The 15960-nt window shown below is 44.5% G+C and carries 14 protein-coding genes; 5 read left to right on the forward strand and 9 right to left on the reverse strand.

The features are described from left to right. Window positions 1-8: 8 nt before the first annotated feature. Window positions 9-1637 carry a polysaccharide biosynthesis protein gene (locus HMPREF1150_RS10245; RefSeq protein ID WP_009659107.1) on the reverse strand — a complete coding sequence of 543 codons (1629 nt, stop codon included), beginning with the start codon at window positions 1635-1637 and terminating at the stop codon, window positions 9-11. 86 nt (window positions 1638-1723) lie between these two features. Here HMPREF1150_RS10245 and HMPREF1150_RS10240 point away from each other — a divergent pair, with 86 nt between their 5' ends. Continuing rightward, on the forward strand, window positions 1724-3169 hold the full coding sequence (locus tag HMPREF1150_RS10240; protein WP_009659174.1) for a UDP-N-acetylmuramoyl-L-alanyl-D-glutamate--L-lysine ligase: 1446 nt from the start codon (window positions 1724-1726) through the stop codon (window positions 3167-3169). A gap of 45 nt (window positions 3170-3214) precedes the next feature. Here the strand turns inward: HMPREF1150_RS10240 and HMPREF1150_RS10235 are convergent, their stop codons facing one another. Continuing rightward, window positions 3215-3970, reverse strand: a complete 756-nt coding sequence (locus tag HMPREF1150_RS10235; protein WP_009659084.1) for a CPBP family intramembrane glutamic endopeptidase — start codon at window positions 3968-3970, stop codon at window positions 3215-3217. A gap of 220 nt (window positions 3971-4190) precedes the next feature. Here HMPREF1150_RS10235 and HMPREF1150_RS10230 point away from each other — a divergent pair, with 220 nt between their 5' ends. The 4 genes from HMPREF1150_RS10230 to HMPREF1150_RS10215 all read left to right on the forward strand — a co-directional run bounded on the left by HMPREF1150_RS10230 (window position 4191) and on the right by HMPREF1150_RS10215 (window position 8104). Beyond that, the gene (locus HMPREF1150_RS10230; RefSeq protein ID WP_009659104.1) at window positions 4191-4976 is read left to right on the forward strand and encodes an ABC transporter ATP-binding protein; all 786 of its coding nucleotides are present in this window, start codon (window positions 4191-4193) and stop codon (window positions 4974-4976) included. 79 nt (window positions 4977-5055) lie between these two features. Next, window positions 5056-5991 carry an iron-hydroxamate ABC transporter substrate-binding protein gene (locus HMPREF1150_RS10225; RefSeq protein ID WP_009659129.1) on the forward strand — a complete coding sequence of 312 codons (936 nt, stop codon included), beginning with the start codon at window positions 5056-5058 and terminating at the stop codon, window positions 5989-5991. Between the two features lie 99 nt (window positions 5992-6090). Further along, the gene (locus HMPREF1150_RS10220; RefSeq protein ID WP_009659082.1) at window positions 6091-7110 is read left to right on the forward strand and encodes an iron ABC transporter permease; all 1020 of its coding nucleotides are present in this window, start codon (window positions 6091-6093) and stop codon (window positions 7108-7110) included. Beyond that, window positions 7100-8104, forward strand: coding sequence for an iron ABC transporter permease (locus HMPREF1150_RS10215; RefSeq protein WP_009659143.1), 1005 nt, complete (start codon window positions 7100-7102; stop codon window positions 8102-8104). Before HMPREF1150_RS10220 ends, HMPREF1150_RS10215 begins: the two co-directional genes overlap by 11 nt. 27 nt (window positions 8105-8131) lie before the next feature. Here the strand turns inward: HMPREF1150_RS10215 and HMPREF1150_RS10210 are convergent, their stop codons facing one another. The 7 genes from HMPREF1150_RS10210 to treC form a co-directional block, all read right to left on the reverse strand. Continuing rightward, the gene (locus HMPREF1150_RS10210) at window positions 8132-8326 is read right to left on the reverse strand and encodes a CsbD family protein (RefSeq protein ID WP_002894655.1); all 195 of its coding nucleotides are present in this window, start codon (window positions 8324-8326) and stop codon (window positions 8132-8134) included. A gap of 100 nt (window positions 8327-8426) precedes the next feature. Further along, a complete protein-coding gene (locus HMPREF1150_RS10205; RefSeq protein WP_009659124.1) occupies window positions 8427-9080 on the reverse strand; it encodes a DUF1803 domain-containing protein in 654 nt (217 codons plus the stop codon). Then, the gene (locus HMPREF1150_RS10200) at window positions 9073-9585 is read right to left on the reverse strand and encodes a YiiX/YebB-like N1pC/P60 family cysteine hydrolase (protein ID WP_009659118.1); all 513 of its coding nucleotides are present in this window, start codon (window positions 9583-9585) and stop codon (window positions 9073-9075) included. Before HMPREF1150_RS10200 ends, HMPREF1150_RS10205 begins: the two co-directional genes overlap by 8 nt. Before the next feature lie 90 nt (window positions 9586-9675). Beyond that, window positions 9676-10611 (reverse strand): manganese-dependent inorganic pyrophosphatase, encoded by a 936-nt coding sequence (locus tag HMPREF1150_RS10195; protein ID WP_002909135.1) that lies wholly within the window; start codon window positions 10609-10611, stop codon window positions 9676-9678. Window positions 10612-10750: 139 nt separating this feature from the next. Continuing rightward, on the reverse strand, window positions 10751-11560 hold the full coding sequence (pflA, locus tag HMPREF1150_RS10190) for a pyruvate formate-lyase-activating protein (protein WP_002905907.1): 810 nt from the start codon (window positions 11558-11560) through the stop codon (window positions 10751-10753). Window positions 11561-11806: 246 nt separating this feature from the next. Then, window positions 11807-14056 carry an endonuclease/exonuclease/phosphatase family protein gene (locus tag HMPREF1150_RS10185; RefSeq protein WP_009659136.1) on the reverse strand — a complete coding sequence of 750 codons (2250 nt, stop codon included), beginning with the start codon at window positions 14054-14056 and terminating at the stop codon, window positions 11807-11809. Window positions 14057-14265: 209 nt separating this feature from the next. Then, window positions 14266-15891: an alpha,alpha-phosphotrehalase gene (gene treC, locus HMPREF1150_RS10180; RefSeq protein WP_032905345.1), complete on the reverse strand. Its 1626-nt coding sequence runs from the start codon at window positions 15889-15891 to the stop codon at window positions 14266-14268. Between the last annotated feature and the right edge of the window lie 69 nt (window positions 15892-15960).

Raw genomic sequence — 15960 nt, forward strand, 5'->3', positions numbered from 1 at the left:
ATGGCTTTTTAATAGATATGAAAGCGTCGACGCAAACTAGCTGCCTTTGATCCAATAAAGCGATCCATAAGGCGAACTTTGAGCGCCAGACCGCCATAGACAGCGAGGCCGATACCCCCAATCAGAGCGATATAGACAAAGCTGGAAATCCGTCCGCTAGGATGAAGGAAGAGACCGATAAGAAGCTCTGCCACCAAGACAAAGATGCACATCAGAACTGTCAGAATCACTGACAGGAGACTCCGTTTAAAGAGGTTCTTAGGATTCAGACCTGTTACCTTGCGAATTTCCTGATACATGAGCAGGATTGGGATAATCAAGCCGACTGTCGTCGCAAGAAGAGGACCATAAGCTTTAAAAATATAAATCAATGGCACTTGCAGCACCAACTTGACTCCTACTCCATAGAGGAAGTAAATAATCGCCTTTCTATTCTGGAAGAGGGCCTGAATCATCGGAGCCAACACCGTATATAGACTGAGGATAATGGTCTGCAGCATAGCAAAGATGAAAAGTCCCAGTGCTAAGCCGTCTGGCTTGCCATAGAAGACAGTATACAGAGGTTCCGCTACCAAAACAGCACCAATTGTTGCTGGCAAGATAAAGAAAATCAGCATACTAAGATTGTCCTGCACCAAGCGTGCAGCCGATCGGAAATCACCTTTGACATAGTTCTCAGTCAAGAGAGGAATCCCGACACCGCCGATAGAGGTAGCCACTGCAATTAAAATCATGGTAATTTTATTAGGATTGGCTGAGAAATAGGCAAACTGAACCAGCAGCTCGGATTTGCTGTACTTGCTGATCCAGCCCATGACATGGATAAAGGTAGCTTGGTCAATAATCTGAAAAAGCTGAATGGCAGATCCTGTGATAATGAAAGGAATGGCCTCCCGAATGGTATCCCAGAGCAGGGCACGGCCATTAATTTCCCCTGCATTGGCAGGCTTATGAAGGATGGAAGTCAGCATCCCAGTCTTCCAGAGATAGAAGGCTAAGACAGCCATGCTAGCCAGCATACCAATAAAAGCTGCAAATGTTGACTGGGTAACCGCTTCTACATAGTTGCCAGAACCGATTTTCATGATGAAAAAGGCTGTCAGCAGCATCCAGATAACCCGAATGACCTGCTCCGCAATCTGACTGATGGCATAAGGCTTGAGATTGTTAAAACCTTGGAAAAAACCTCGGATAACGCTCATCGACGGGAATATCAAAACAGCCAAAGACAGACTCTGCATGACTGGCACCAAGTCTGAACCACCGCCAGACATAGAAGCGAAAACTGGTGAGAGCAGGTACATAATCACTGCAAAGACAGCTCCCAAAAGCAGCATAAACTTGAGAAACTCTCGTATGAGAGTGAAACTATGCTCTTCCTTGTCAATGGTATTGTACTTAGCCACCTGCTTGGCCACTGCCACTGGCACGCCAGCTGTCGAAATCAGTAAAAACCAAGCATAGATATTGTAGCCCATAGTAAAAAGGCCGTTGGCCTCAGCGCCGTGCTTGCCCATCCAGATATACCAAGGAATGATATAGATGGCACCCAGAAGACGACTGATAAAATTGCTGGCAGTTAGCCAGGCAGTTCCCCGCAGCATCTGCTGCTGCTGGCTTGTTGTTTCTTGGCTCATAGAAAACCTCTTCTATTTATTCTTCTTTTATTATAAACTTTTCCTTGCCTCTTGTAAAACCCAGCCATAAGGTTTACAATAGATTTATGATTAAAATTGAAACCGTATTAGATATTTTAAAAGAAGACCATAATTTTCGTGATATTGTCAAAGACGGAGAATACTTCTTCTCTTATAGCGGCTTGACTTTCGATAGTATCAGCTATGACAGCAGGGAAGCGGATGCCTCTACCCTCTTTTTTGTCAAGGGTGAGGCTTTTAAGAAAGAATTTCTAGAAAAAGCCGTCATAGCTGGCTTGCGCTTTTATATCAGCGAGACAGACTTTCAAGTGGGCATTCCTGTCCTCTTGGTCAACGATGTCAAGCAGGCCATGAGTCTCTTAGCCATGGAATTTTACGGCCATCCGGAGAAAAAGCTCAAACTGCTTGCCTTTACTGGCACCAAAGGCAAGACAACTACAGCTTATTTTGCCTATCAAATCCTTTCCCAAAGCCATCGTCCTGCCCTGCTCTCGACTATGAACACTACTTTGGATGGCGAGACTTTCTTCAAGTCAACACTGACTACACCAGAGAGTCTGGATCTTATCAAAATGATGGCCAAAGCCCTTGCTAATGATCGGACTCATCTCATCATGGAAGTTTCCAGTCAGGCTTATCTCAAGAAAAGGGTCTATGGCCTAACCTTTGATGTGGGTGTCTTTCTTAATATCAGCCCAGACCATATCGGTCCCATTGAGCATCCGACTTTTGAGGATTATTTCTACAATAAGCGACTCTTGATGGACAATAGCCGAGCAGTTATCGTAAATAGCGATATGGACCATTTCCAAATCGTGAAAGAGCAAGTCGCTTCTATGGAACATGATTTCTATGGAGCAGGCTCTAGCAATACCATCATAGATTCTCAGGCTTTCAGCTTTGAAGCTGCTGGTAAATTAGCTGGCCACTACGATATCCAGCTCATCGGCCGCTTCAATCAGGAAAATGCAGTAGCGGCTGGTCTTGCCTGTCTGCGTCTGGGTGCTAGCCTCAAAGACATCAAAAAAGGAATTGCCGCAACCCGAGTCCCAGGCCGTATGGAAGTTCTGACTCAGAAAAATGGCGCCAAGATCTTCGTTGACTATGCTCACAATGGCGTCAGCCTAAGCAACCTGCTGTCTGTCGTAGAGGAACACCAAAAGGGCAAGATTATTCTTCTCTTAGGTGCTACAGGCAACAAGGGTGAAAGCCGGCGCAAAGACTTCGGTCGCCTACTTAATCAGCATCCTGAGCTGACCGTTATCTTAACCGCGGACGACCCCAACTATGAAGACCCTCTAGCCATTGCGGAGGAAATCGCATCCTACATCTCCTATCCAGTGGAAAAAATAGCCGACCGAGAGGAAGCCATCAAAAAAGCTCTCAGCCTGACAGACCGAGAGGGAGATGCCGTCATTCTGGCCGGTAAAGGAGCGGATGCTTACCAAATCATAGAAGGAGAAAAAGTAGCCTATCCAGGAGACTATGCACTTGCAGAAAAGTATTTATAAGAAAAAAGGCGAGCATATCGCCTTTTTATTGTCGTTTTGTAAAAATCACCGCCATTTAATCAGAACGTACATCAAGCTGGAGCCAAACATATCCGCCAAGGCGTGCATGAGAAAGAAAGGCAGTAGGTTCTTGACCTTGTACTTGTAAAGGAAATAGTAAAAGAGACCGTACACCACTCCGATAACCAAGGCCCACAGCATGCCCTGATAGGTGTGGAAAGAAATCCGAATGATAGTAGAGTAAGCCAGCGCCCACCACTTATACTTATCCTTAACAGAGGTCATAAGACCCAGAAAGAAGAATTCTTCATAGAAGCCATTGAGAAGTCCGTAGAGGATGGCCATAGGTGTCAGTTCAGCAAATTTCCGGAAGATTTCTAGCACATCTACATAAGACCAGAGAGTTGGATCAAAGTAATTATACTCGCCGCTCAGCGTCGTCACAATGTCACCAAAGAACCCTACTGCTACAAAAATAAGAGGAGTCCAGAGGAGAACCGACCAGCTCAGACGGATAGGAAGCTGCTTAAAGTCAAAGCGCCGAAACAATAGGTAAAGAATGGTCAAGACCAGCATCAGCAGCTGAAAATTGAAATTGCTAGAAAAAGCCGCTCCTTCAGTGGCTGTATTGGTCACCGTTTCAGTCGCTCCTGTGCTGGCAGCTGGTGCAAAGCTAGCTAGATAAAGCTCCGTTGAGCGATAAATAAACTGCCCAAACATGAGCAGGGTAATCACTGCAATATCAAACCATCTCAGCTCTTTCAAAGGCTTGGAGGGGCGTAGGTTTGTCAATAATTTCATCATTTTTCCTTTCACCAGCTGTAAATTTATGTCATCATTTCAGGTTCTTTTTTATATTTCTATCTTAGCACGAAAAGCTTAAATTTTTATTATTTACAAATTTATAAAACTTTTTTATTTTATTTTTATTAAATTGTCAGAAAACTCTTTTTTTAGAAAAATTTTTATGGTATAATAAAAGATGTAATTCTGATAGAAGAATCAGCCAGAAAGGAAGTCTATGTCCACTATCTCTGCAGCAAGTATCCAGGTCGCCTACGATCAAAAGGTTATTATTGACGGACTGGACTGCCAACTCGCCGAGGGAAAGATTACAACTATTATCGGTAGCAATGGCTGCGGTAAATCCACGCTTCTCAAGGCTTTTACCCGTATTTTGCCGACAAAAGCTGGCAGCATAACCCTTGATGGACAATCCATCGCCCTACTGCCGACCAAGGAGGTGGCGCAAAAGATTGCCTTGCTGCCCCAAACCATGGATGCGACCGATGGCATCACTGTCTATGATCTAGTCTCTTATGGCCGCTTTCCGCATCAAACTGGCTTGGGCCGGCTCAGTACAGAAGACCGGGAAAAAATCTGCTGGGCCATGGAAGCAACTCAGGTCAGCGAATTTTCGGACTGGCAGGTGGATGATTTGTCTGGAGGTCAGCGCCAGCGCGTCTGGATTGCTATGGCTTTAGCTCAAGATACAGAGACTATTTTTCTGGACGAGCCGACCACCTATCTGGATATGAATCACCAGCTGGAAATCTTGGAGTTGCTGAATGACCTCAACCGACTCAGCGGAAAAACCATTATCATGGTTCTGCATGACATCAACTTGGCTGCCCGCTTCTCCCATCAGCTGATCGCTATGAAAAATGGGCATATCCGATATCAAGGAAGTGTTGAGCAGGTCATGACTTCGGATATTCTGAGAGACATTTTTCAGATTGAAGCCCAAATTATTCGAGATCCTATTCAGGATAAGCCGCTCTGCCTCAGCTATCAGCTCCTTAAATAAGTCATGTATTCATAGATAAGTTTTCCATATCTTCTTCATGGATACAGCTTCTAGAGTTTTTATAGAATTGGAGGAAAAAATGAAAAAGTTTTTATCATTTGCCATCCTTACTGTCACCATCTTCCTTTTAGTTGCCTGCGGCAGCTCATCTAAATCCGAAAACTCTGCCTCTGCAGACAAGGTCGAGCTATCCAGCAAGCCCAAAATTGATGGATTTCACTACTACGGCGATATTCCTAAAAATCCAAAACGAATCGCCAGCCTCTCCTCTACCTACACTGGCTATTTGCTGCAACTTGGTTTCGACCCTGTCACTGTAACATCCTATGATGCTAAAAACCCTGTCCTCAAAGAAAAAGTCAAAAATGCCAAGGTCCTGATGCCAGAAGATTTGGAGTCTATCGCCAAGCAAAAGCCAGACCTTATCGTGGTAGATGCCAGTGACAAAAATATCGATGAACTAAAAAAAATCGCTCCAACTATTGCCATTGATTATGGAAAAAATGACTATTTAGAAATCCTGAATCGCTTTGGCCAAATCTTTGGTAAGGAAAAAGAAGCTGACCAATGGATTGCTGATTGGAAGAGTAAAACAGCTGATATTGGCAAGCAGTTAAAAGAAAAGCTGGGACAAGATGTCACTTTCACCGTTGTCGGACTATATGAAAAGGAAATCTACCTCTTCGGTAACAACTGGGGACGAGGCGGAGAAGTTATCTACAAATCTCTGGGATTTGACGCCCCACAAAAGGTGAAGGATGAAGTATTCCCAAGCGGCTACTTGCAAGTCAGCCAAGAAACGGTGAGTGAGTATATTGGCGATTATGTCCTGGTTGCAGCTGAAGATGATAAAACAGGCAGTGCTCTTTACGAAAGCGATGTTTGGAAATCTATTCCCGCTGTCCAACAGAACCATATCTTAAAAGTGGATGCCAACGCCTTTTATTTCAACGATCCATTGACACTTGAATACGAACTCAAAACCATTCAAGATGGCCTTGAAAAAATGAACTAGGCCATTCCTTGCAGAAAACTTAGACTAGTAAAAAACATTGCTAGTAAGCGATATATCTCATGACAGCTATTTGATTTTCGACTATATAAAGGATACCAGATGACGCTTCATTCACCATTTGCTCAAAAAAATAGGCCAAATATTTTTTGGCTTGTTTTTTTCGCCCTCATTCTCCTGCTGATTAGCGGACTCTATCTCTACCTGCGCTTTGGCATTCCCAGCTACTCCCATCGGCAACTGATAGAAACGCTGAGCCATCCTTTCAAGGAAAGTCCAGCCCAGAACATCATCATAGATCTGCGCTTACCTAGAGGAATTGCAGCTCTGCTAGTCGGAGCTAGCTTGGCCGTTTCAGGAGCCATCATGCAGGGAATTACCCGCAATGCTATTGCTGATCCGGGACTTTTGGGGATCAACTCTGGAGCTGGCCTAGCGCTCATCTGCGGTTATGCCTTTTCTAAGAGTATACACTACAGTAGCATCCTCCTGCTCTCACTTGCAGGAGCCTGTCTAGCCAGTATTCTGGTTTTTAGCCTCTCCTACCATCCTAGAAAAGGTTTTGAGCAACTACGTCTTGTCTTATCCGGTGCCATGGTAACAACACTCCTGACCGCTATCGGACAAGGCTTGACCATTTACCTCAACCTGACCAATGCTGTCATCGGTTGGCAGGCTGGAGGGCTTCTAGGAACCAATTGGAAAATGCTGCAAATCATTGCTCCCTTTATCCTATTAGGCCTCTTACTGGCTCAACTATTTTCTCACCAACTAACCATTCTCAGCCTCAATGAAACAGTAGCCAAGGGCTTAGGCCAGCGAACGACTCAGATAACCCTGTTCTTTCTGAGTATTGTTCTACTGTTATCAGCGACAGCCGTTGCCCTAGTAGGAAGCCTGGCTCTTGTCGGACTGATTACTCCACATTTTGTCAAAACCATCAGTGGCAAGAACTACCAAAAAATCCTGCCACTGACGATGCTAACAGGAGCGCTCTTTCTACTAATTTGTGATTTTGCTGCGAGTCATATGGTCGGTCTGCCTCTTAGCTCTATTATCAGTCTCGTTACGCTGCCAGTCTTCCTGTGGCTGATGAGAAAGGGGGCCTTCTATGAGAGATAAAAAACGGATTCTTTTGGTTCTAGTAAGCCTCAGCCTCCTGACTTTCCTAATTTTCCTACTGTCTCTATCATCAGGCGATCAGGAATTTAATATCGGTGAAGCTCTTCGATATCTGCTGGGGCAGGGAGATGATGGTAGCGCCTTTATCATGGAGCAGATCCGTCTGCCTCGAATTCTAGTCTGCCTTCTAGCAGGAGCTTCGCTAGGGATGAGCGGTGTACTGCTGCAGACCTTTACCCGAAACCCACTTGCCGATTCAGGAACCTTGGGAATCAATGCAGGAGCTGGTGTTATCATTACTCTTGCTATCAGCAAGCTAGAAGTGACCGATCCTTTCTATATCCGCTATCTTCCCTTCATCGCGACCTTTGGCGGTATGATGACTGTAGCCCTTATTTACCTGATCTCACATCAAAAAGGCCAAGCTATCAGCCCCGTCAAACTCATTATTGCTGGTGTGACCTTGTCAACCATTCTGTCTTCCAGTATGATTGCCATCACCGGCCGTGTCAATCAGAACAAACTGACCTATGTAGTTAGCTGGCTAGCTGGTAAGATTACGGGTAATAACTGGGAAAGTCTAGCTATTGCTGGCCCCTTCTTGCTTTTATTCTGGTTGCTGACCTATCTGCGCTCCCACAAGCTCAATATCCTCAGTCTAAATGAAGAAACAGCTCTTGGTCTTGGGATTCATCTAAGAAGAGAGCGGCAGATAACCCTGTTATTAGCCAGTGCTCTCGTCGCCTTTAGCCTATCTCTAGCTGGAAATATAGTCTTCATCGGTATGTTGGCTAGCCATATCAGCAAACGATTCCTGCCTAGCGATCATCGCTTACTCTTTCCAGCCGCCATGCTGCTAGGTGCCTTTATCATGACAGGGGCAGATACGATCACAAGAACCTTCCTCATCGGAAGCTCCGTCCCGACAGGCATTTTGATTTCCATTATTGGAGCCCCCTACTTCCTCTACCTTATGTATCAGCAAAAAAAATAATCAGCCGAATAATCGACTGATTGTTTTTTATTTATCCAAGCTGTTTTTGATTCCTTCTACAGCACCTTCTACAGCTTCTTTAGCATCTTCAGCAACTTCTTTGGCTTTAGCAACTGTTTTTTCTACAAAGCCTTCTGCTTCTGTCTTGTTATCTCCTGTAACTTTGCCCACGCCTTCTTTAACAGCGCCTTTAGCTTGATCAAATTTATTTTCTAGTGACATATGATTGCCTCCGTTCTTTTTTACAGTATTTGATACCGTTTACAGTAGTATAAGTTTTTTCTTTTCAAAGGTCAAATATTCTGCTCATTCTATGGGAAAATCAGTCCAGCTGGAAAGTCAATCTCTCCTTATCAAAGCTAGCCTGCAACTCATACTTGCCTGCTTCGTTTTGCCGGATATAGCCCAAGATTACTAGGCTATCGACAAAAATGTCCCGCCGCTTCTGCATGAGCTCAGCCTTGCGGACATACTTGAGAAGAAAGGTCGTCATATACTTGAGTGCATACTCTGGATTGACATCGCCCAAGACAGCATAGAGGGGCTTTTGTGCATCAGACAGGGGATATTGGCGCTGCATCTTGTAAAAATAATTTGCCAAGGTCAGCTTATCCCGCAGAAAATCTGTCTCTTCCAGCAAAACAGCCGCATTGGTCTGATTGGACAGCTGGGTCTTAAAACGCAGCTCCAACAGTTCCTGATAGAGCGGACTGTCATCACGGATAAAGACTTCTTGATCCAAACGCAAGTCCTCCAAACTTTCCAAAAGAGGCAGCGTCAGATAATATCGCTTGTTCTCCCGCCGGATGTAACCTGCCTTGATATAGTCCTCTATCGAGCGGTCAATATTAGCCACACCTGCAAACTCTCGCTTAATCTCACGTAGAATCATAGCCTCATGCTGATCCAAATAATCAATCAGCTCCTGAAAAAAGGGCTGGCGCGTCAAACGGCTGGGATTGATAATTTTAATCATGGAGTTCTCCTTTGTAGATGAGTTTTCTTGACTGAGCCAACTGGCTAGGATTCGTCCCAGGCTGATCAATGGGAACCGCTAAGCCCAAGTCCCGATAATATTCCTGCCAAAAATCAGAAATCTGATTTTCCTCATCGCCAAACTGCATAGGAATCGTATCAAAAATCGGCAAAATTTCCGCAATATACTCCGAACAGTAAAAACCATCGGACTGAGGATAAAAGCTGAAATTGTATGACTTTCCTAGATGTAATTTGGCCCTTTTAAAGACAGCTTCTGCTTCAATAGCTGGATAGCGATACACGTCATAAACATCCTCATCCTGCCAAAAATCAGACAATTCTTGATTGACAACACCATTCTCATGGGTTGCATGAAAAATCTCACCATTAAAAAAGATGGCCACATGACTGTATGAACCAGTTGCTGCTCGGATTGCAGCAGCAATTTCTGAAGATCCGACTGTAAAAATCAAATCTCCATCTTGTAAATCTTGAATCTTCATTTTTCTCACCTATCAAAAAAGGAGTCAAGACTCCTTTTAGGTATGAGGGGAATAGCCCCTTCTAGTAACTTATTTCCTCAAATGAGCTCTTTAAGCATTAAAACTTTCTGTCAGTTGAGGCACCACTTGTTTCTTACGAGAAACAGCGCCTGCAAGGAAAGCATGGTTGTTTTCAAGAACAAAGTTGAAGGCTGCTTCGACCTTGTCCATATTGCTTCCGATAGCCAAAATTTCTGAGTTTGAGTTAATAATATCTGTAATCATCAAGACAAAGTCAGAGTAGCCATTATCAGCGATTGCTTTTTCAATAGCCGCTTCGATTTCTGCTTGACGCTCCAAAACTTCAGCGATATCAACTGTGTTGACCTGTGCCACACGCACATTATTTCCATTCAGCTCAAATGTTTTCGCATCGATGTCAATCAATTCTTCTGCAGACTTGCTAGCCAAGTTTGTACCTGCCTTAAGCATTGCCAAACCATACTCTTCCAAGTTGACACCAGCCAGCTCAGCCAATTCTGGTGCAATGACCTTGTCAGTCGGATGAGTTGTTGGTGATTTGAGCAAGAGAGTATCAGAGATCAAACCAGACAGCATCAATCCTGCAATTTCTTTTGGAACTTCTACGCCGTGCTCCTTGAACATGCGGTAAACAATAGAGGAAGCAGATCCCACTGGCTCCAAGCGCATGTAAAGGGGACTAGCTGTTTCAAAGTTAGCAACACGGTGGTGGTCCACTACGCCATAAACTTCAACTTCAGCGATATCAGCCACAGACTGTTGGAATTCATTGTGGTCTGTCAGAATAACCTGCTCAGCACCCTCTGCCTTTGCAGATGTAATCACGCGCGGTGCCGCCACGCCAAAGTAATCCAAAACAAAGGCTGTTTCTTCATTAGGCTCACCCAGAGCAACAGCTTCTGTATCCAAGCCATAAGCTTCACGAGCCAAGTAAGCAAAAGCATAAGATGAACCAATGGCATCTGAGTCAGGATTTTGGTGACCGAAAACTAAAATTTTAGACATGATAGACCTCTTCTTTTATATAATGTTTATTGCATTTATTTTACCACAATTACAGACATTTCACAAAAGCAGAAGGGCATTTTCTTAAGAAAAATGGACTGGTCAACCCACCAGCCCATTTATTCATACTCAAAATAGATTAGCTATTATGCACCCGATTCATATACTCTGTATAGGACTCCGTCTGCATGAGTTCCTTGGCATTCTTGACCCGATCAGCTGTCGGAGGCTTAACCCCTTCCAGCTTGTAAGGGATGCCCAGCTCCCGCCATTTGAATTCTCCCATAGTATGGTAAGGTAGAATTTCAAACTTATCAACATTCTTCAGCGTCTTTACAAATTTACCTAGCTCAATCAAGTCATCATCACGGTCGGTCAATCCTGGCACCAAGACATGGCGGATCCAGACTGGCTTTCCAATGTCAGACAGGTACTTGGCACAGGCCAAGATATTCTTGTTGGTCTGGCTGGTCACGATTTTGTGCTGTTCTTCGTTAATCTCTTTAATATCCAGTAGGACAAGGTCAGTGACTGCCATAAGCTTGTCAAATTTTTTCAGATAGCGAGGCGTATTTCTAAAAGGCAGGGCACAGGTATCCAATGTACAGTGGATGCCCAGCTCCTTAGCCTTGGTAAAGAGGGCAATCAGAAAATCAATCTGTAGCAAGGCTTCTCCTCCGCTGACGGTGATGCCGCCTTTGTTGCCCCAGAAACCCTTATAACGGAGAGCTTCTTGCAAGACATCATCCACGGTCCGCAGTTGAGATTTGTTGGTCTCCATTTCCCACGTGTCCGGATTATGGCAATACTGGCAGCGCATATGGCAGCCCTGTAAAAAGACAATAAAACGGATACCCGGTCCATCAACAGCTCCAAAACTTTCAGTGGAGTGGACCATGCCCGTTACCTTTCCATAATCAACTGCTTCTTCAATTTTCTCTTCAACCATTACGCAACCTCTTAACTCTGAAAACGTTTTATAACTAACTACATTATAACATGATTAAAGCAAAAATAGACTTAATTTGCCTATTTTTTAGAAAACAAACTGTTTTTCAGTTTCATTTTCAGTGTTTTACAACAGATGAAATTTTAGGGCGAAAGCGGGAACAGACTTGATCTTAGATGCCGGCCAATAAAAAATCAGGGCAGAATCTTTATTCCACCCTGATTTCACTTTTTAAAATGATTTTAGTTAATTTCGACTTCTCTTTTTGAGAGTAAAAGCAAACATTAGCAAGGTCAATCCCAAGACTGCCCAGCTACTGTTATTTTGGCCGGTCTGCGGGAGTCCCTTCTTCTTGCTGCTAGCTGTCTGACCTTGTCCGGTTTGATTGGACGATGGAGAATTGGTCTGAGACGGGGCTCCTTGATCTGCTGCTACAGAAGATTGTCCAGTTGATTGAGACGGCTGGGAGCTGTCTGATGTTGAAGCTGCAACATCCTTAGAAAAGTCCAGCTGCACCACTACTGGATCATGGTCTGAAGCTCTGCCATGTTCCTCCATGAAAGAGGCATTGATATGGACAGGCGCAAAGACTGCCTTGCCTGCCAGGTTCTTCGAAATGAAAATGTTGTCCAAACTTTGGTTGCTGCCGCGGTAGAAGTAGGAATAACGGTCAGCCGCATCATGCTCCTGCATGAGATTAATCAGTTCATTGCCCGCCAGTGCTTTAGCTGTTTCGGAAAATTCAAAATCATTGAAATCACCAGTCAGCACAAACTTAAGGTTAGGATTTTGTCTCAGTCCTTCTTGAACAAAGCTATTTAAAATTTTAGCCTGCTCAATTCGGGCTGCCTGCGTATGCTGAACCGCTGGCTGAGCGGAGCCATAAACGGCATCATCCCCAATCTTGGATTTCAAATGATTGGCGATAACAACGATATGCTGTCCCTTGAATTCAAACTCAGCTGCCAAGGATTTACGAACCTTGGTAAAGGCTGGATTTGTTGGAGCAATTCGGGCAGGATTCTTAACCAAATGGCCACCGGAGAAGCTAGCTGCTTCGTCACTCGTACCGGCTTCTTTTTCGACTAACTTCACCCGATTTGGATCGTAGAGAAAGGCCACGCGGATATTAGATCCAGGCTTGCCTCCATCTTGACCGTCAAGTGGGGCAACTTCAGTGTACTTGTAAGTTTTTCCACCCAGTTCTTTGATGCGGGCCGCTAGTTTCTCACCGCTTTTGACACCACTGGTCGTTCCGTCATTAACACTGCCATTCTCATCTTGAACCTCAATGAGCGTGATGATATCTGGACTGTGGATTTCATTGATAAAGGAATTAGCGATTCTAGTCACTTTTTCCTCAGGCGTTTCACCTTTTTTAGAATTAGCAGAAAAATTCTCGATATTGTAGGAAGCAATAGTCAGCTTGTCCTCGCTTGGATAGATAGGAGAGACCTGTCTCTGCAAGCCACCGTCCACCAAATCAGGCAGCTGAGTCGGCTCCAACTTGTAAATCTTCCCACGATAAGTCACGACTCCGACCACATCGCCATTGAAATAATCCTTGGCCTTGGCAATAAATTTATTGCCAACATAGACTGGAATGGTTGCGGTATTTTGAGCGTTTGGACGAAGATTGAGACCTCCGATATTGTTTAATGGCAAGGCTTGGTAGCCTTCAGGTAAGACATAAATGTCTCCACGGTACTGCGGGCCTAGAACTCGGGGCCTCTTCACCGTCGTCAACATTCCTTCCAAACTTTCCCAGTAGTCCAAAGCTTCACTTTGAGGCTGATAGTTATTAACATCGTTATCAACCGTATCCTGAGGCATATTAGCCACGATGTCTACTGGAGCAGGTAAGTCAGCTTTCCCTTCCTTGGTCACCTTGGAAGCGACAAGCATGGTGACTGTCAAACTACCACTGGGCTTGTTGAAAGTTTGCCCCTGACGAACGCTGAGCTCATCCATGTAGCCTTCTTTAACACGACCTTCAAGACTAAGTTTGTCTCCAATATCGACTTTTTCTTTAGAAACAACATAAAGAGCATCAGAAGTCCTGCTATTTCCATCCGGAGTCACATCTTGAACATAAAAACCAGAGCGATCAGTTTTCGTCACAACGACATTGGAAACTTGAACTTCTCTGTCCTCATAGGGAGAGGCTTGTGATTCTCCTTGAATCGTACCCACATTAGCCACAACTTCTGGTCCATCAGCTACAGACTGTGTGGCAACTGTGGCATCTTCTTGCCTCTCTACCGCTTCTGTAGAAGACGTTTTTCCTTCTCCTGAATCTATTGAGGGACTAACTGACGACTCGGAAGTAGACGAGGCGCTTGAACTTGGACTCTCCGCAGATGTCGGCGGTTGAGAATTGGATGGTGCTACTGTTTCTTCAGCACCAACAGGTTGCGCAAAAGAAAGCAGAGCCAAAACAGAAGCCAATGAGGTTGCAGTATATAAAAGCCCCTTATGCTGAGCTTGTTTTTTCATACCGTTCTCCTTTTTTAAAATATAGTAAAGTAGAAACTACCATCTCCATTATAAAGAAAAAACGCCGCTTTTACAAACACTTTCCCAAATCCTTGTTAGCTCTCAATCCTACCTATCAATTTCCTACTAAATAAACTAAGATATTAAAAATAGCGAAGGAAACTGACATCTGACATTCAGTTTCCCTCGCTTCCACGATAGAAATGTTCTTAATTAACAAGAATAGATAGAGTTTCATAAGGCTGCAGGGTCAGCACGTGGTCAACCTGAGTCCTGCTGTAGTTGGACAGAAGGACCTGGCCACTTTGATAATCTGGCAAGATATCAACTGTAATTGGATCCATATAAAAATTATTCAGGACCAAAAACTTTTGTCCTTGCCACTCCCGCTCAAAAGCATAAACCTGAGGACTGTCCTCATAAGCTGGCTGATAGCTTCCCTCTGCGATGATAGGCAGTTCCTTACGCAGGGCAATCAATTTCTGATAAAAGGTAAAGATCGGTCCCTTGATTTCATTTTCCACATTGATAAGAGGATAGGATTTGCCCACCTTCAGCCATGGAGTTCCTGTTGTAAAACCTGCATTGACCGAATTATCCCACTGCATAGGCGTTCGAGAATTATCACGAGATTTAGCCTTAATAATCCTGAAAGCTGCTTCTGGCGATTGACCTTCAGCAAGCAGACTCTGGTATGCATTGAGAGACTCGACATCCACATAATCTTCCATGGAGTCGTAGTCAGGATCCACCATGCCAATCTCCTCACCCATGTAGATATAAGGCGTCCCTCGCGACATATGAATACTGGCTGCCAACATGGTTGCCCCTTCATTGCGGAAATTCTCTACATCAACAAAGCGGTTGAGAGCTCGCGGCTGATCATGGTTATTCCAAAAAAGTGCTGACCAACCGTCGTGATCGCTCATTTCCTTGCCCCAAGTATGGAAGAGGCGTTTTAACTCTTCAAAATCAAAAGCCTTAAGAGTCCACTTCTGTCCAGCTTCATAGTCCACCTTGAGATGATGGAAATTAAAAGCCATGGACAGCTCCTGACGGTCTGGTGCGGTGTAAAGGATACAGTTTTCAATCGTCGTAGCGCTCATTTCGCCAACCGTCATAACGGAATCGTCCTGCCCAAAGGTTGCTTCGTTCATCATACGCAGATAGTCATGGACGATTGGCTTATCGGTATAGGCTGGCTTCCCATCCTGCTCTGGACAGTCTGTCAGCACCTCATCTTTACCGATTACATTGATGACATCAAAGCGAAAGCCTTTGACTCCTTTATCTCGCCAAAAATTCACCACCTTGAAGAGCTCTTGACGAACATTGGGGTTGCGCCAGTTAAGATCAGCTTGAGTCACATCATAGAGATGCAGATAATATTTGCCCGTATCCCCAAATGGCGCCCAGGCACTGCCGCCAAACTTGGACAGCCAGTCCGTTGGCTCATCCCGCAGGATAAAGAAGTCCTGATAGTAGGAATCCCCAGCCAGCGCCTTTTGGAACCACTCATGCTCAGTCGAGCAATGATTGAGAACCATGTCCAGCATAAAGTCAATACCATGCTGCTGGCCGACCTTGACCATCTCTTCAAAATCTGCCATAGCTCCAAATATAGGGTCTACCGCAGTGTAATCAGAAATATCGTAACCGTTGTCCCGCTGCGGACTCGGATAGAAAGGATTGAGCCAGACCATGTCCACTCCCAGCTCTTTCAGATAAGGAAGCTTTTCAATAATCCCGCGAAAATCTCCCAAACCGTTTCCAGTCGTGTCTTTAAAAGATTTTGGATAAATTTGGTAGACAACCTTTTTTTTATCAAGTGTCATATTTTCTCCTTTTTTGAGAAAAGGGACAGATTTTAAAGCACCGTCCCTTTCTATAATCATTTCATTTTC

The sequence above is a fragment of the Streptococcus sp. AS14 genome (genome assembly GCF_000286495.1).
In the GTDB taxonomy this organism is placed as follows: domain Bacteria; phylum Bacillota; class Bacilli; order Lactobacillales; family Streptococcaceae; genus Streptococcus; species Streptococcus sanguinis_P.

Bases quoted from the DNA above. Each gene is read 5' to 3' on its own strand.
- HMPREF1150_RS10205 (WP_009659124.1), bottom strand. From the start codon at position 9,080: ATGATTAAAATTATCAATCCCAGCCGTTTGACGCGCCAGCCCTTTTTT.
- HMPREF1150_RS10235 (WP_009659084.1), bottom strand. From the start codon at position 3,970: ATGAAATTATTGACAAACCTACGCCCCTCCAAGCCTTTGAAAGAGCTG.
- HMPREF1150_RS10240 (WP_009659174.1), top strand. From the start codon at position 1,724: ATGATTAAAATTGAAACCGTATTAGATATTTTAAAAGAAGACCATAAT.
- HMPREF1150_RS10195 (WP_002909135.1), bottom strand. From the start codon at position 10,611: ATGTCTAAAATTTTAGTTTTCGGTCACCAAAATCCTGACTCAGATGCC.
- pflA (WP_002905907.1), bottom strand. From the start codon at position 11,560: ATGGTTGAAGAGAAAATTGAAGAAGCAGTTGATTATGGAAAGGTAACG.
- HMPREF1150_RS10200 (WP_009659118.1), bottom strand. From the start codon at position 9,585: ATGAAGATTCAAGATTTACAAGATGGAGATTTGATTTTTACAGTCGGA.
- HMPREF1150_RS10230 (WP_009659104.1), top strand. From the start codon at position 4,191: ATGTCCACTATCTCTGCAGCAAGTATCCAGGTCGCCTACGATCAAAAG.
- HMPREF1150_RS10220 (WP_009659082.1), top strand. From the start codon at position 6,091: ATGACGCTTCATTCACCATTTGCTCAAAAAAATAGGCCAAATATTTTT.
- HMPREF1150_RS10225 (WP_009659129.1), top strand. From the start codon at position 5,056: ATGAAAAAGTTTTTATCATTTGCCATCCTTACTGTCACCATCTTCCTT.
- HMPREF1150_RS10215 (WP_009659143.1), top strand. From the start codon at position 7,100: ATGAGAGATAAAAAACGGATTCTTTTGGTTCTAGTAAGCCTCAGCCTC.
- HMPREF1150_RS10210 (WP_002894655.1), bottom strand. From the start codon at position 8,326: ATGTCACTAGAAAATAAATTTGATCAAGCTAAAGGCGCTGTTAAAGAA.
- treC (WP_032905345.1), bottom strand. From the start codon at position 15,891: ATGACACTTGATAAAAAAAAGGTTGTCTACCAAATTTATCCAAAATCT.
- HMPREF1150_RS10185 (WP_009659136.1), bottom strand. From the start codon at position 14,056: ATGAAAAAACAAGCTCAGCATAAGGGGCTTTTATATACTGCAACCTCA.
- HMPREF1150_RS10245 (WP_009659107.1), bottom strand. From the start codon at position 1,637: ATGAGCCAAGAAACAACAAGCCAGCAGCAGCAGATGCTGCGGGGAACT.